Here is a 15,511-nt window from a genome sequence, read left to right as displayed (position 1 = left end):
GGGTGGGTTGGTCGATAACCCGAATCAGTGGGCCTGTTCGGTCAGGTCGTAGACCGCCATATCGCCGAAGTGGTGAGTGGCGGTGTAGTGGGCCGTCACCCAGTCGAAGATTTCCTTGTTGCCCGCCGGGTGCCAGATGCCTTGAGGTGCATTCGGTTGGGCGGAGGTGGACGGGTCGGCGGGCTTGTCGACGCGCCAGGAATCCGGGAGTTTGACCTCGGGGATGAGGTAGTAAGTGATCTCGTGGTTGCGGACCATGGTTTGGAACTGCGGGAGGGTGGGGGCCGGGTCTGCTGAGGTGAAGCCGCCGATGGCGAGGACGGGTGTGCGGCTGGCCAATTCGAGGGCTGCGGCAGGGGAGGAGCGGTCGATGGCCGCCGACCACTTGGTGTCGGTCTGCTCGAGCAAAGCCACCAGGTTGGGGTCTGTCTGGCCGCCCATCAGCATCGAGATCTGACGGCGGAACTGGTCGGCGGGGCCGGACGGCTTCGGGCGGGCCGGGCCCACGGTGGGGCTGCCGCCGGTGTGGGACTGCGGGAGGGTGGCGGCGGCGTAGGCGGTGGAACCGGCCAAGGATGTGAGGACCCCGGTGATCAGTAGGACGGTTGTGGCGCGATTCCGGTGGCGGTCCCAGCGGGCGGCCGGCGGGAGCGCCACGACGAGCAGACCTACGGCAGCGATCACCGTGGTCGCGAGGATGGTCCAGCGCAGCCACGGCTGCCAATCGGAATTGCGTTGCAGCAGCACGAAACCCCAGATGCCCGCCGAGAGGATCAGGGCCGCGCCACCGGCCCGGCCGAAAGCTTCGGCGCGGCGGCGCCACACCTCGTGCGCGCCGATCGCGAGGCAGCCGGCGATGGCAGGTGCGACGGCCAGCGTGTAGTACGCGTGCATGCCCGCCTTCATGCCGGAGAACAGCCCGCTGTCGATGACCAGCCACAAACCGAACACCAGCGCGGAACCACGGATCAGGTCGGTGCGCGGTCGTCGGCCGCGCGACAGCAGGACCAGCGCGAACGCGACCAAGGCCGCGGGCAGCAGCCAGGAGATCTCGAATCCGATCTCGCCGGTGACCATGCGGTCCGGGCCGGAGCCGAATCCGCCGCCACCGAAGCCGCCCTGCTTCAACGCCTCCGGAATCTGATAGCCCTCGGGCAGTTCGAAGGGATTGTTGCTGTTGCCGCCTATATGGTTCTTGCCCAGGTAGCGGGCGAAACCGTTGTAGCCCAGCACCAGATCCATGAACGTGTTGTCCTTCGACCCGGCCAGATACGGGCGGGAATCGGCGGGCCACAGGATGGTGAGCAGCACGAACCAGCCGGAGGACACGATCAGTGCGCCCAGGGCGGCCAGCGAGTGCACGAGCCGGGTGCGCAGGGTCGTCGGTGCGACGATCAGGTAGGTCAGCCCCAGCGCGGGCAACACCATGAGGCCTTCGAGCATCTTGGCCAGGAACGCGAATCCCAATGCGACACCGGCCAGCACGATCCACCGCAGGCTCGCCCGCGGCAGCGCGCGCACCGTGCAGTAGGCGGCGGCGGTCATCAGCAGCACCATGACGGCGTCGGGGTTGTTGAACCGGAACATCAACGCCACCACGGGAGTCACCGCGAGCACGACGCCCGCCAGCAGTCCCGCCCCGCGGCTGGCCGTCGCGCGCACCACCGCGCCGTACACCAGCGCGACCGCGCCGACCGCCATGATTGCCTGCGGTGCAAGCATGCTCGCACTGCTGAATCCGAACAGCTGCCCGGACAGGCCCATCACCCACTGCGAGACCGGCGGCTTGTCGACGGTGATGAAATTGCCCGGATCCAGCGATCCGAACAGCAACGCCTTCCAATCCCGTGACCCGGACCAGGCCGCCGCCGCGTAGAAACTGTTGCCCATCGCATTGACGCTGATGTTCCACAGGTAGGCGGCCGCGGTGCCCAGGAGCAGCAGCGCCAGCGCGAGCCGTTCCCAGCGGCGGGCGGGGGACAGGCCGTCCGAAGTCTCGGTCGGCGGGGCGGTCGGTTCGGACGGGGCCAGCTCGGCAGTGGTCACGCTCACCGCGGGAGTGTGTCCGGCCAGCCGGTGAACACCCTGGCCCCGAGCTGGGAGCCTCCTGTGAATCAAGATCTCCCTATGCTGGTCGCATGACCCCTCCGATGACGGCACTGGTGCGGATCGACCCTGACCTCGACGCGGTGACCACGATCGGACCCGAATCAGACCCCGCCGACGCCGGTCTCGCCGGCGCCGACATCGAGGCGATCTGGCGGTCCGTGCAGGACTGGTATCGGATGGGGACCACGCCCGCCATCCAGGTGTGCCTGCGCCACCGCGGCCACATCGTGCTGAACCGGGCCATCGGCTACGGCTGGGGCAACGCACCCAAGGACGCGCCCGACGCCGACAAGCGCCTCGTGACGCCCGATTCACCGTTCTGCGGATTCTCCACGGCCAAGGGCGTGGCCTCCGCCGTGATGTTCATGCTCATCGAACAGGGCGCCTTCGCCTTGGGCGACCGGGTGTGTGATTACGTCCCCGAGTTCAGCAGCCACGGTAAGGACCGCATCACCATCGGTGACGTCATGTCTCATTCCGCGGGCGTCCCGTTCATCACCCCGCCCTATCGCGGCTCCGAACTCGTCCTCGACGAGGAGCTCGCCGTACGCGGCCTCGCCGATCTCGTTCCGAGCTGGCGGCCCAACCGTTTCCGCGTCTACCACGCCATGACCGGTGGCCTGATCCAGCGACTGCTCGTTCAGCGCGCCACCGGCAAGGCGATGCGCGATCACTTGCGCGAACAGGTCCTCGAACCGCTCGGGTTCCGCTGGACCAACTTCGGAGTGCGGCCCGAGGACGTCGACAGTGTGGTTCCCAGTGTGCGCGTGGGCCCCGGACCGTCCAAGGTGTGGCGTCACCTCGCCGGCCGCGCCCTGGGCGGCGGCTTGTCCGGCCCCACGGACGAGTCCGCGGCACGCGCCTTCCTTACCGCGGAACTCCCCTCCGGCAACCTCGTCACCACCGCCGCCGAGCTGTCCCGCTTCTACGAGATCCTGGCTCGCGGCGGTGAGCTCGACGGCGTCCGGATCATGCGACCCGACACCCTCGCGGAAGCCACTCGCCCGGCCCGGCGGCTCCCGGGTGTCGCGGGCCGCGTGTCGGTCGCAGGCTACGAATTGGGTGCGCGCCGTTCGAAATTCGGCGCCGACACCGCCTCCCATTTCGGTCGCAGCGGTCTGACCACCCAGTACGGCTGGGCCGATCCGGCGCGCAGCCTCTCGGGGGCGATCCTGACCAGCGGCAAGGCCCAGGCCGATATGGACCGGCCGTCGCGACTGGTCGCACAGATCTCCACGGCGGTGCGATCCGAACGCTGACTCAGGCCGCGTCGTGGTGGGCCATTCCGGTCAATGCGACGGTATAGAAATCGGCGTCGTGTTGCACGCTGTACCGGGTCGGGAAGTATCCCGTCTTCTGGAATGCCTGGGGCTGCTTGAGGTCCTGGGTGAGGCTGGGATCGCTGAGCAGATACGCGCGGGTGATCATCGGCTCGATGAATGTGTATTTGCCGTCCCACGAACCGTTGATCAGAATCTGCGTGAAGTGGAACTGACTCGGGTCCAGCGGCACGGTGCCATCCACCCAGTGCACACCCATCATCGGGAATGCGGAATCCGGAACCATCAGGTAATCCTGCGGAACATACTGCGGCGCAGGCACATTGGACGCGGCCTCGGAATATCCGACGACGGTCGGGTCGATCGCGTGCTGCGCGGCCATATCGGTCATGTAGAAGTGGAAGTCGAAATGCGGGACGCCGAACAAGTTCGTAGGAGCATGCCCCTGCGCATTCCAGTTCACGGTGACATGGTCGAAGTCGGTTCCCGCGGCCTGTGAGGGCAGCGGAAGATCGATCGTCAACGGCTGGTCCGGAGCAGGATCCACGGCCGGTAGACCGTCCAGAGCCGCCTTCGTGAGCCGAACCCCGATCTCAGTCGGATGACCATCACTGTCGACCGCCACATAGGTCCTGATAGTGCCATTCCCGAGCTGCTGCCCGGCCCCCTCGTATGTCCCCGCCCGGTCTGTACTAGCGCTCGACGAGCACCCAGCAGCCAAAACCACAACCCCCACGAAAACACCCGTGAGCCGTACTAATTCGCGCACACCCAAGAACCTCGATGATCTACCCATGATCGACCCCTCTGCAGTGGTGTGCTGGCCGGGGAAACCGAGAATAGGCGCACTACGACCGCCCGCACCACGCGGACGTCCATCGACTTCGCGCCAAGGCGGCTGTACAAGCCAGCGTCAGGTGTCCTTGATATCGAGTAATCGCCCCACCCAGCAAACGCGTTATCGGCATATGGGTCCAATGAGATGAAAAGTCACGCATTGCGGTGTTTCCGCTGGTCGGGCCGTATCGGGGGACGGTGGGATCATGCCGCCTCGCCGAGGAACGCCGCGTTGCACGGCGGATTTCCGCCGATTCCATAGACTCGGCCACCGCAGCAAACGTCGCGCGTCACACGATCATCCCGGCGAAGGAGTGTCGCTCGTGAACATCGATCTGCGGGGCAGGACCGCGCTCGTCACCGGCTCGACGCAGGGCATCGGGCTGGCCATCGCCGCCGGCCTGGCCCGCAGCGGCGCCCGGGTCGCCGTCAACGGCCGCACCTCCGACCGAGTCGACGCCGCGGTCGCCGAACTGCGTGCGGCGGGCGGGGACGTGCTCGGGGTGACCGCCGACGTCGCGACCGCCGAGGGTGTCGACCAGCTGCTGACCGTGCTGCCCGCCGTGGACATCCTGGTCAACAACCTGGGCATCTTCGGAGCGGTCCCGGCACGTGAGATCACCGATGCGCAGTGGCGCACCTACTTCGAGGTCAATGTCCTCGCCGCGGCCCGTCTCATCCGCACCTACCTGCCGGGCATGATCGACCGGGGCTGGGGACGCGCCCTCCAGATCGCCAGCGACTCGGCCATCGTCATCCCCGAGGAGATGATCCACTACGGGGTGTCCAAGACCGCGCTGCTGGCGCTCTCGCGCGGCTTCGCCAAAGACGCTGCCGGAACGGGGGTCACGGTCAACGCCGTGATCGCCGGGCCGACCCACACCGCCGGAGTGGGGGATTTCGTCTATCAGCTGGTGAACCGGGCACTGCCGTGGGACCAGGCGCAGCGCGAGTTCATGCGCGCGCACCGCCCGCAATCGTTGATCCAGCGGCTCATCGAGCCGGACGAAATCGCCAATATGGTCGTCTATCTCAGCTCGCCGTTCGCCTCGGCGACCACCGGCGGGGCCCTACGCGTCGACGGCGGCTACGTCGACTCGATTCTGCCGTAGGAGCACGGCGCGGTGGTTCACGCGCCGCGGCCCGCATCCCGTCTCGACGCTCTGGCCGAGACCGCCTCAGTTGAGCGTGTCGGGATGCGGCCCGGTACGGAGGTTCCGATCCAGCGTCGCAATGGCGGCCATGTCGTGTTCGGCGAGTTGGAAGTCGAAGACATTCAGGTTGTCTCGGATTCGGGAGGGGGTGACCGACTTCGGGATCACGATATTGCCGAGCTGTAGGTGCCAGCGGAGCACGACCTGAGCGGCGGACTTTCCGGTCCGTTCGGCGATCGCGGCAATGGCGGGGTGGGTGAGGATCTCGCCCTTGGCCAGCGGGCTCCAAGCCTCGGTGGCGATGCCGTGCAAGGCGTGGAAGGCGCGGAGGTCGGACTGCTGTAGCGCCGGGTGCAGTTCGATCTGGTTGACAGCGGGGACCAGTTCACTGTGGTCGAGAAGTCGGCTCAGATGGGCCGGTTGGAAGTTGGAGACGCCTGCGGCCCGGACTGCGCCCTGTGCGGCGAGGCGTTCGATGGCGCGCCAGGAGTCGAGGTACAGATCCCTTGCGGGAGTGGGCCAATGGATGAGGTAGAGGTCCACGTGGTCGAGGCCGAGCTTGGCGAGGCTGTCGTCGAAGGCACGCAGCGTGGCCTCGTAGCCCTGGTCGGCGTTCCACAGTTTGGTCGTGACGAACAGATCGCCGCGCGGCAGCCCGGAGGCCGCGAGCGCCCGGCCCACACCGGCCTCGTTGCCGTAGATCGCGGCAGTGTCGATGCTGCGGTAGCCGGTTTCGAGGGCGGTGCTCACCGCCGCGGTGGTCTCGTCGTCGGGAACTTGGAAGACGCCGAAGCCGAGCTGGGGAATCTCGACCCCGTCGTTCAGCGTGATGGAGGGGATTGCGTTGTCGTTCATCGGGTTTCTCCTGAATGAATGGACGGGTCGGGGGACAGCCGTCAGTGCTGGAGGGCGCGTGGACGGGATGCCGCGGCGGGTGCGTGCCCGGTGTCACGACGTTCGAGCGCCGCCGAGAGGACCGCGAGACCGAGTGCGGCCGCGGCGAGCAGCGCACCGACCCAGTTCGGGGCGGTGTATCCGAACCCCGCGCCGATGACGATGCCGCCGAGCCACGCGGCAAGCGCGTTGCCGAGATTGAACGCGCCGATGTTGACCGCCGAAGCCAGGGTGGGAGCGCCGTGTGCCTGATCGAGCACCCGCTTCTGCAAAGGCGGAACGGTGGCGAATCCGAGCGCCCCGACCAGCAGAATCGTCACGGCCGCAAGGGTTTTGTCGTGCGCGGTGATTGTGAACAGCGCGAGCACGACCGCGAGGCCGCCGAGACTGGCGTAGAGCATCGGCATCAGCTTGCTATCGGCGAACCGGCCACCGAGCAGATTGCCGAGGAACATGCCGATGCCGAACAGGACCAGCAGCCAGGTGACCGAGCCGTCGGCGAAACCCGTGACCTGGGTCATCATCGGTGCGATATAGGTGATCGCGGCGAAGACGCCACCGAATCCGAGCACCGTCATCGCCATGGCCAGCACCACCTGCACATTGCCGAGTGCGGCGAATTCGCGGCCCAACCGGGCACTTTCGGGGCGCGGTAGGTCCGGTACGAGCTTGGCGATGCCGATCAGCCCCGCCACCCCGAGTGCGGCGACGATGCCGAAGGTCGCCCGCCAGCCGATGGCCTGCCCGATGAAGGTGCCCAGCGGCACACCGACGATATTGGCGACGGTGAGCCCGGTGAACATGGTGGCGATCGCACCGGCCTTCTTGTCCGGGGCGACCAGGTCGGCCGCGACGACCGACCCGATGCCGAAGAACGCGCCGTGCGCCAGCGAGGCGACGATGCGCCCGGTGAGCATCACCCCGAAGGTCGGGGCGAGCGCCGAGATCAGATTCCCGGCCACGAACAATCCCATGAGCAGCATGAGTATCTGCTTGCGGCCGACCCGCGTGCCGAGCGCGGTCATCACGGGGGCGCCGACGACGACACCCAGCGCATACCCGGTGACCAGCAGCCCGGCGGCCGGGATGGTGACCCCGTAGTCACCGGCGATCTCGGGCAGCAGGCCCATGATGACGAACTCGGTGGTTCCGATCCCGAATGCGCCGATGGCCAGCGCGAAGATGGCGAGAGGCATGGGCACGACCTTTCCGTGATTGCTTGAGTGAGCCCTTAGTGCTCCTCGACAATAATTGCAGACGCGGCATATATGCAACTGCAACTACTGTGATGTGCAGATCACGGTCGATCGGCGACCGGAGTTACCGCTGGTCGGCGGGACCATCCAAGGCGCGCACGGTCTCCACGAGCCGTGCCAGCTCGGGATGCTGCTCGGCCTGATCCAGCGCTTCCCGCAGGGCCGCGTCATGAGTCGGCCGAGCCTCGGCCAGCAGTGCCAGCCCGGCCTCGCTGACGTTCGTGTAGATCCCGCGCCGATCGGTCGGGCACAGGTAGCGGGCAAGCAAACCCCGGTCTTCGAGCCTGGTCACCAGGCGAGTCGTGGCGCTCTGGCTGAGCACGACCGCGTCGGCCACCTGCTTCATCTGCAGATGCCCGCCATCCCCGTCGTGCTGGCGACTGAGCACCTCGAGCAGCGAGTACTCCCGCACGCTCAGATCGTGCCGGGATTGCAGCGCGCGCTCGATGTGCGAGTCGATCCTGCCGTGCAGCAGGGACAGGGCTGCCCACCCACTCGCGAGAGCTGTCAGCGCCGGGTCTTTCGCGGTCATACGACCAGGATAGTCCGCATCGACAAATATCAGCTCGAGGTGATAAGCAGCGAATGCAAGTAGCCGCGACCGGGACCTGACCAGCAAATCGGCCGGCGCTCGGGATCGTCGACAAGCACTGATCCGCCGCGTCCTTCAATCGCACGCCCGCATCGGCAGCGCCCGCACCTGTCCCACGATCAGCCCTTCCGCATGGTCGGTTCTGGACCTGGATCCGCATTACCGCAAACAATTTGTGGCGTCACCTGCGTCCGGGGTGAGCATCGCACCAGCTCGGCACGCGATTTTTCACGACACTGGACGCCGCATGCCCTATCGGACCGCGTTTGCAGCAGCCCATTCGCCGATTACATCGAAGTCGCTCGACCTGAGTCCGACCTGGTGGTCAACCCGGTAAAGCAGAGCAGGACCAGCGTGGTTATCCGCGACCCACTCCTTGTCCCCGTCGCAGATCTCATCATCGACCCAGATGAACGCGCGCCCCGCCGCGCGCGCAACCAGAGCCCGAGTCTTCCAATGCAATCCGAACCAAGAGTCGATGTGTTCATCATCGTCCTTCGGCCACTCCATCACCGGCAGCACCGGCAACCCCAGGATGGGGCTCAGGTAGCTGTTGGCCTCCTGCATCCAGGTTGTCGCCCATACCAATTCGCACCGAAGTCCCAACAGGAGCGGCCCCAGCACCGGATCGATTCGTCCTGCCAAGGGGTTCGTCCCGCCGCACGCCGGGGAAGGAGGCGACGCAAGCCCGTCCAAACGGGAATCACCGAACGGAATCAACGGCCCATCAACGTCGAGGAACAGCAGCGGCCGGTCCGACCTAGTCATTCCGGGCCTCGCCCGAGTGGTGAATCCACCATCCAGGTCCCCACCGCAGCACCTTCCCGTACAGCGCCCGAATGAGACCCTCCTCGAAACTGTCGGTCTGCCGCATTAGTGATCGCCGTGGCTCGACTACTGGTCCCGCACTGCCAATTCCGCGCGGGCGGCGGTGAACCATTCCTGGGTGCCGACGAGTCCGGCGGCGATGTCTTTGCGGGCGCCGTTGAAGCCGTAGAGGTTGCCGGCGTAGCGGGTGAGGACCGAGCCTTCGTGTTCTTCGAGTTCCTCGAGCATTGCCGTGTCCTGGAGGAGGTAGGCGACGTCGGCGAGTTCGCCGGCGGTCCAGGCGTCGCGGTAGGGGTCCCAGCCGTGTTGTTTGACTTCGAGGGCGCGGGCGACCAGGGCTGTCCGGAGCGCTGCGCGGTCGGCGTCGGTGGGTTGCCTGGTTTTGAGGTGGTCCCAGCTGATCCGTTCTGCGTCGGCCATGGGGTGATTATCGCATCGGTGATCATTCGGCCCCGATGTTGACCTTGCCCCTGGGGGCAGCATTTAGATTCGGCGGTATGCGGATTGGTGAAGTCGCGCGGCTGGCGGAGGTCAGTCCGAAGGCGATCCGGCGGTATGAGGCTTTGGGATTGGTGGCCCCGACCAGGCACGCCAACGGCTATCGGGAGTACGACGACGACACGATCCGGCTGGTGCGGGAGATCCGGGTGCTCAATCGGCTCGGGATTCCGGTGGAGGAGACACGCCCGTTTCTGGAGTGTCTGGTGGCGGGCAGCGAGCACGGTGACGACTGCCCGGAGTCGCTGGCCGAATATCACAGGGCCATCGACGATCTGAACGCCCAGATCGATGTGCTGACCGCCCGCAGGGACGGTTTGATTCAGCGACTGCGCGAGGCCGCGTATCGGCGCAGTGACGTCGTCCCGGCTCCGGGCATGGACGATCTCATGAAGCTACCGACTGATCTGGTGGCGCCGATCGACGACGGTGCCGCCGCACACCTGCCGGGCGTGCGCGTGCCCGCGGTGTCGATCGACGACTCCAACGGCGAGCGAATCGATCTCGCCGCGCTCGGCCCCGGACGCACCGTCATCTACCTCTACCCGCTGACCGGCCGACCCGATGCCGACATTCCCGCTGGTTGGAACGAGATCCCGGGCGCCCGCGGTTGCACACCCCAGGCCTGCGGCTTGCGAGACCACTACGCCGAGCTACGGGCCGCGGGCGTCGACCGGCTCTTCGGCCTGTCCAGCCAGACCACGGACTACCAGCACGAGGTCGTCACCCGATTGCGGCTGCCGTTCACGATGCTGTCGGACCCGGACTTCCGCCTGGCCGACGCACTGTCGCTGCCCACCTTCGACGTCGACGGCACCCGCCTCTACAAGCGCCTGACCCTGGTCGTCAGGGACGGCGTGATCGAGCACGTCTTCTACCCGGTCTTCCCGCCGGGCCGACACGCGGCCGAACTCCTCCGCTGGCTACACGACAAGGAATCCTGACCATGACCGAGATAACCCACATCACCGACGAGACGTTCGAGCGGCAGGTCCTGGCCCGCAAGGGGACCGTCCTGGTGGATTTCACGGCCGAGTGGTGCCCGCCCTGCCACATGATCAAGCCGGTGCTCGCCCAGATCGCCAACGAGCGGTCCGCCACCTTGACCATCCACACGATCGACACCGACGAAAACCCCACGGCCGTGCGGGATTACAAAATCATGTCCCAGCCGACCCTGCTGCTCTTCCGCGACGGTCAGCTGCTCCGCACGCTCGTCGGCGCACGATCGAAGACCAAGCTTCTCGCCGAACTCGATGCCGCACTCCAAGGCTAGATCCGAGACCGCAGCGCTCGTAGCTCGGCAGCGCCGTCGAGCAAGGACAGCGAACGGGATTCGATGCTCGCATCCCGGACCGCCAGCCGCTCCAGCACCTCGTTCCAACGGCGAGCGCCCCGGAATTCGGCCATGAGGATGCCCAGCGCCGGGATGCCGTAACCGGCTCGACGGAGCTGGTGCACGATGCGCGCGTCGCGGACATCGGCGGGTGCGTAGACGCGGGCGTCTCGATGAACGGCTCGACCCGGAGTCACCAATCCTGTTGCATCCCAATGCCGCAGGGTCGACGGGCGGATGCCGAGGGCATCGGCCAGCTCGGAGACGCTCATCGAGTCCGATCCGCGGACCTCGGCGAGGGGTTCCTCGCTGATGTGGCGGACGGCGGCCCGGGTTGCCTCCAGATCACGGCGCTCGGTGTCGAGGCCGGCGTGCGCGGCATCGAGCAAGGCGAGCATGCGCGTGGGGGAGTCGTGATGGGCGGCCCGGACGATCTCCTTGGCCGCCACGGGTCCGGTTCCGGCCGCGAGCGCGCGGTAGGCCCGAGCCGACACGACATGAACGGCGTCGTAGGCGCGATACCCGGCCGGAGTCCGCGCCGCGGGCGGCAGGACGCCATCACGTTCGAGATTGCGGATCTGCTGCACCGAGTACCCGGCCCGGCGCGCCACATCGGCGGTCCGCAGACCAGCGGAGTTGCGACTTTCGTTCAATTCACCTGGGCTTTCCGGGAACAAGTCTCCACAAGCACTTCGGGTCCACGATAGAACTCATGGATATCGAGGAGATCACCGAGTACATCGAGTCCCTGGACGGCGTCCTGACCCTCGCGCCCGGCCCGGGCAGCGGATACCCAGAGATAGCCTGGGGCGACAGGTTCTTCTACTACGCCCCCGACGGCCAGGTCCCGACCCGAACCCAGCCCTTCGCCACTATCGTCACCAAGGACTACCCCGACGACGCGACCTCGCAGCTGAACCGCCCCGGCATCTTCCGGCTCAACATCAGTGTCGGGCGGGACGCCTTCATTGCTGAGCTGGGCCACCCCCCGCGCGAAACCGCAGATCATCCGCTCGACCCCGCCGCAGCCGATTCCCTGTTCGCCCACCCGGTGTATGCCGGCGCCGCCTGGCTATCGGTCATCAATCCGGACACCACGACTCCGACGATCAAGGAGTTGCTCGTTCTCGCCCACGACCGCGCACGGACGTGAAGACGGCCGACCATTCGTTGACATCCTGATCGGCCGGTGGTCTCATCAGAGGTAGCTGGGGGTTTCCTGTGAACACTTCCGATGTGAATCCAGTGCACAACGCGGCCTGCGATGTTTGTGTCATCGGGGCGGGAATTGTTGGCCTGAACGCCCTGTACGTCGCGAGCCGCTACCTGAGTCGCGATCAAAAAGTCATCCTCGTGGACCGGCACCCTCGACCCGGCGGGATGTGGGTCGACGCCTACCCCTACGTTCGATTGCATCAGCCGCATCCACTGTTCACCGCCGGCGACATCAAATGGACGATCGGCAAGGAACGCTCCTACCTCGCGACGAAAACCGAGGTACTGCAGCATTTCGAGCACTGCCTGCGGGTGATCGGACAACGCCTTCAGATCGAGGAGTACTTCGGCTTCGACTATCAGTCGCACGAGGAGACCGGCGGCGGCGTGCGGATCACGTGCACGGGTCCCGACGGTACGCCGCTCGTGATCACCGCCGACAAGCTGATCAAGGCGTTCGGCACGAATGTCGCACCCTTGGACCCACTTCGGGTTTCGAGCACACGGGTGCGATCGGTGTCGCCCAACTACTGCGACGTCCGGGTCGATGACATGGCCGCCAGCGACACACCGGTGTGGATCATCGGCGGCGGCAAGACCGCGATGGACACCGCGGCGGCTCTGATCACGGCCTGCCCAGGGCGGGAAGTGAACCTGGTCGCCGGGCCGGGAACCGTCTTCATCAATCGCGACCGGATCCTGCCGCGCGGGGCACGCCGCTGGTGGGGCGGCGCCATGCCGAACCGGTTGTTCATCGACATCGCACGCCATTTCGACGGCACCAACGAGCCCGAGGTCCAGGATTGGCTGCTGCGCACCTCCGGACTGGCGGTGACTGAGCACCCGAACAACTTCTTCGCGGGCCTGTTGTCGGAGTCGGAACAGCGGACCATCCGCGAGGGTCTGAACACGGTGGTCGTGGATCACCTGGAGGACGCGGTCGACCGCGACGGTTCCGTTGAATTGCAGTTCCGCAGCGGCGATTCCACCGTGACCACCGCAGGCAGCTGGCTGGTGAACTGCACCGGCTACCTGATGCACACGAGCACCCCCTACGAACCCTACGTCTCGCCGTCCGGGTCGGTGCTGTCGATCCAGACCCGTTCGGCGACATTCGGATTCCTGTCGTTCGCCGGCTACTTCCTCACTCACCTGATGTTCCGCGGCAAGCTCCGAGAGCTCCCGCTGTACGCGGTCGACGGCGACAACCTGCGGACGAAGACAGCGACGGCCGCCGCCCTCACCTACGGCGCGCTGACCCTGCATCTGTACAACCTGAGCCTCATCTACGACGCCCTCGGCCCCTCGGTCTTCCTCCACTGCGGCCTCGACTTCGACCGCTGGTACCCGATCCACCGCCGCGTCACCGACACCGCGCACTTCATCCGAACCCACCGGCGCGACCAGGAGCACAACCGCCAGACTCTCGACACCCTCCGCGACCGCTTCCACGTCCGCTGCGGCCCGGTCATCTGAATCGACCTCAGCCGCAAAGCCATCGAGTTCGGCGTTCCGCCCCATCGCACTCCGGCGATTTCCGCGGCGATCGGCCGTGCCGATCCCGACCAGATTCGCGCGGTCGGCAGGTATCTCGGCCGAAGCCCCTAGGAGCGAGCGTGACCCGGAGCGCGATCGGGCGGCGTATTCGCTGCGGAACCGGCCCTGACGTCCGCGTCATCGAGCGCGGGCACGAGCGGGGCTAGAGCGGCGCGCAGCAGATCGGACAGCGGACGGGATACCACGACGAAGCCTGCGATGGCGGCATCGGAGGCGGGCTGTAGCCATTGTTCGAGCGCGACTCGGATGGCGGCCGCGACTCCGGCCGCGAGTACCGGGGCGGTGAATTCGTCGATGGCGCTCAGGCGTTCGGTGATCGCGGCGGCGAGGGGTTTCGCGAGCGCGTCCGTGGTTCCGAGAAAGACCTCACGGAGTGCCTGATGCGTGGTGATCAACAGCAGTGCGTCGCGGCGGGCTTCGCCCGGGTCGATGTACTCCGCCAGGACCGCGTCGATGATCGCATCCGCGAGGCGGACTTCGGGGGCCCGGGCGGTGACGGCTGCGGCGACCCGCGCCTCCCGCTCGGCGGTGACGGCCGCGACGATCGCCTGATCGCGGCTCGAGAAGTAGTTGTTGTACGTGCGGGGTGAGACGCCGGCCGCCTCGGCGATGTCCTCGACGCGCACATTGTCCGGCCCCTGCTCGAGGGCCAGTCGTAGTGCGGCTTCCCGGAGGGCTTCGCGGGTGGCCTGCTTCTTGCGCTCGCGCAATCCTGCCGGTCGCGTTGTCACGACCCGATCCTGTCACACAAAGGTGCGTGCACGAAATATTGCGTGCGCGCATGTTTTGTGGCTAGCCTGGCGTCGACCGAACCTCCGGATCAACAGAAGGAATCAGACATGCGCGCCAAGGGAATGACCTATGACACGGGGTTCATCGCGAAGGGCCACACGTCACGACAGGACTTCGACCCCGACGTCGTCCGTCGGGAGCTGGCGATCATCCGAGATGACCTGCACTGCACGGCCGTTCAGATTGTCGGAGGCGATGCCGACCGGCTGGAACTGGCGGCGCGGCACGCCGCGGAACTGGGCCTCGAGGTGTGGTTCTCGCCGTACCCGCTGGAACGGACAGCTGCCGAGATTCTGGCGTTGTTCGCGGATTGTGCGCGACGGGCAGAGCGGCTGCGGGCGACCGGGGCCGAGGTCGTGTTCGTGACGGGAGTCGAACTGAGCCTGATGAATCGGGAGTTCCTGCCCGGCGACACCGTCTGGGAGCGGCTCGAATTCGTGCTCGGCAACGCCGAGGCTCGCGGTGAGCGACTGGCCGAGCTCATCGGTCGTCTCGACAAATTCCTGGGCGAGGCCGTGGCGGTGGTGCGTGAGCACTTCGGAGGCAAACTCACCTACTGCGCCATCCCATTCGAACGGATCGACTGGACGCCCTTCGACATCATGTCGATCGAACTCATTCGCTCCGCCGAGGTGGCCGACCAATTCCGGGCCGGGGTGAGCGACCTGGTCGCCCAGGGAAAGCCGCTGGCGATCACCGGTTTCGGCACCGCCGGCTGGAAGGGCGCGGCCGATATCGCGCCGCGCAGCAACGAGATAGTCGAGTACGACGCCACCGGTGCCCCGGTTCGGTTGAACGGCAGTTTTGTTCGGGACGAGGCCGGACAAGCCGCCTACCTGTCCGAACTGCTGGAGATCTTCGACAGCGAAGGTGTCGACAGCGCCTTCGTATTCCTCTTCGCGCTGCACAGCCACCCGCACCGTCCCGACGGCGATCCCCGTGACGACTTGGACCTCGCCAGCCTCGGCATCGTCAAGGTCCTGGAGGGCAACTATGGCGACACCTATCCGGACATGACATGGGAACCGAAGGAGGCCTTCTCCGCAGTCGCTCAGTCCTACCGCGCCTGAAAGGTGGATCGAGACGGCTGCGGACCGATGACGCGTTGCGGGGTTCGGGTTGCGCTCGGCCGCGGACGCTGTTGGGGCGGGCCAGGGTTGCGA

Annotated in this window: 16 protein-coding genes; 7 read left to right on the top strand and 9 right to left on the bottom strand. The window is 66.6% G+C overall.

Annotation, left to right across the window (positions count from 1 at the left end):
* Positions 1–24: 24 nt before the first annotated feature.
* Complete coding sequence (locus ACYVKL_RS29540; RefSeq protein ID WP_379166414.1) at positions 25–2,052, bottom strand: glycosyltransferase family 39 protein; 2,028 nt, start codon at positions 2,050–2,052, stop codon at positions 25–27.
* Between the two features lie 86 nt (positions 2,053–2,138).
* Between ACYVKL_RS29540 and ACYVKL_RS29535 the strand changes: the two genes are divergently transcribed.
* Entirely contained in the window at positions 2,139–3,368 is a 1,230-nt protein-coding gene (locus tag ACYVKL_RS29535) for a serine hydrolase domain-containing protein (protein WP_379166413.1), read from the top strand.
* A 1-nt stretch (position 3,369) separates the two neighbouring features.
* Here ACYVKL_RS29535 and ACYVKL_RS29530 read toward each other — a convergent pair whose 3' ends face one another.
* Positions 3,370–4,158, bottom strand: coding sequence for a DUF5602 domain-containing protein (locus tag ACYVKL_RS29530; RefSeq protein ID WP_379166716.1), 789 nt, complete (start codon positions 4,156–4,158; stop codon positions 3,370–3,372).
* A gap of 391 nt (positions 4,159–4,549) precedes the next feature.
* On the opposite strand from ACYVKL_RS29530, the gene ACYVKL_RS29525 reads away from it, so the two are divergent.
* Complete coding sequence (locus ACYVKL_RS29525) at positions 4,550–5,338, top strand: SDR family NAD(P)-dependent oxidoreductase (protein WP_379166411.1); 789 nt, start codon at positions 4,550–4,552, stop codon at positions 5,336–5,338.
* A 66-nt stretch (positions 5,339–5,404) separates the two neighbouring features.
* On the opposite strand, the gene ACYVKL_RS29520 is transcribed toward ACYVKL_RS29525, so the two are convergent.
* The 5 genes from ACYVKL_RS29520 to ACYVKL_RS29500 form a co-directional block, all read right to left on the bottom strand.
* Positions 5,405–6,235: an aldo/keto reductase gene (locus ACYVKL_RS29520; RefSeq protein WP_379166410.1), complete on the bottom strand. Its 831-nt coding sequence runs from the start codon at positions 6,233–6,235 to the stop codon at positions 5,405–5,407.
* Positions 6,236–6,276: 41 nt separating this feature from the next.
* The gene (locus ACYVKL_RS29515; RefSeq protein ID WP_379166409.1) at positions 6,277–7,470 is read right to left on the bottom strand and encodes an MFS transporter; all 1,194 of its coding nucleotides are present in this window, start codon (positions 7,468–7,470) and stop codon (positions 6,277–6,279) included.
* A 124-nt stretch (positions 7,471–7,594) separates the two neighbouring features.
* The gene (locus ACYVKL_RS29510) at positions 7,595–8,062 is read right to left on the bottom strand and encodes a MarR family winged helix-turn-helix transcriptional regulator (protein WP_379166408.1); all 468 of its coding nucleotides are present in this window, start codon (positions 8,060–8,062) and stop codon (positions 7,595–7,597) included.
* Positions 8,063–8,374: 312 nt separating this feature from the next.
* Positions 8,375–8,890 carry an HAD domain-containing protein gene (locus ACYVKL_RS29505; protein ID WP_379166407.1) on the bottom strand — a complete coding sequence of 172 codons (516 nt, stop codon included), beginning with the start codon at positions 8,888–8,890 and terminating at the stop codon, positions 8,375–8,377.
* A 126-nt stretch (positions 8,891–9,016) separates the two neighbouring features.
* Positions 9,017–9,370 carry a hypothetical protein gene (locus ACYVKL_RS29500; RefSeq protein WP_379166405.1) on the bottom strand — a complete coding sequence of 118 codons (354 nt, stop codon included), beginning with the start codon at positions 9,368–9,370 and terminating at the stop codon, positions 9,017–9,019.
* Between the two features lie 77 nt (positions 9,371–9,447).
* Here ACYVKL_RS29500 and ACYVKL_RS29495 point away from each other — a divergent pair, with 77 nt between their 5' ends.
* Both ACYVKL_RS29495 and ACYVKL_RS29490 read left to right on the top strand, forming a co-directional pair.
* On the top strand, positions 9,448–10,392 hold the full coding sequence (locus ACYVKL_RS29495) for a MerR family transcriptional regulator (protein ID WP_379166404.1): 945 nt from the start codon (positions 9,448–9,450) through the stop codon (positions 10,390–10,392).
* 2 nt (positions 10,393–10,394) lie between these two features.
* Positions 10,395–10,724, top strand: a complete 330-nt coding sequence (locus ACYVKL_RS29490) for a thioredoxin family protein (RefSeq protein WP_379166402.1) — start codon at positions 10,395–10,397, stop codon at positions 10,722–10,724.
* On the opposite strand, the gene ACYVKL_RS29485 is transcribed toward ACYVKL_RS29490, so the two are convergent.
* Positions 10,721–11,437: a MerR family transcriptional regulator gene (locus ACYVKL_RS29485; protein ID WP_379166401.1), complete on the bottom strand. Its 717-nt coding sequence runs from the start codon at positions 11,435–11,437 to the stop codon at positions 10,721–10,723. The genes ACYVKL_RS29490 and ACYVKL_RS29485 overlap by 4 nt on opposite strands.
* Positions 11,438–11,496: 59 nt before the next feature.
* Between ACYVKL_RS29485 and ACYVKL_RS29480 the strand changes: the two genes are divergently transcribed.
* Positions 11,497–11,937 (top strand): DUF6194 family protein, encoded by a 441-nt coding sequence (locus tag ACYVKL_RS29480; RefSeq protein ID WP_379166400.1) that lies wholly within the window; start codon positions 11,497–11,499, stop codon positions 11,935–11,937.
* Between the two features lie 83 nt (positions 11,938–12,020).
* Entirely contained in the window at positions 12,021–13,475 is a 1,455-nt protein-coding gene (locus tag ACYVKL_RS29475; RefSeq protein ID WP_379166399.1) for an NAD(P)-binding protein, read from the top strand.
* Between the two features lie 128 nt (positions 13,476–13,603).
* On the opposite strand, the gene ACYVKL_RS29470 is transcribed toward ACYVKL_RS29475, so the two are convergent.
* Positions 13,604–14,287 carry a TetR/AcrR family transcriptional regulator gene (locus ACYVKL_RS29470; protein ID WP_379166397.1) on the bottom strand — a complete coding sequence of 228 codons (684 nt, stop codon included), beginning with the start codon at positions 14,285–14,287 and terminating at the stop codon, positions 13,604–13,606.
* 108 nt (positions 14,288–14,395) lie between these two features.
* Between ACYVKL_RS29470 and ACYVKL_RS29465 the strand changes: the two genes are divergently transcribed.
* Positions 14,396–15,418, top strand: coding sequence for a hypothetical protein (locus tag ACYVKL_RS29465; RefSeq protein WP_379166396.1), 1,023 nt, complete (start codon positions 14,396–14,398; stop codon positions 15,416–15,418).
* The last annotated feature ends 93 nt before the right edge of the window (positions 15,419–15,511 follow it).

It is taken from the genome of Nocardia tengchongensis (assembly GCF_054781395.1).
The sequence above is the reverse complement of the archived record's forward strand: the minus strand, read 5'-3'. Positions and strand labels throughout refer to the sequence as shown.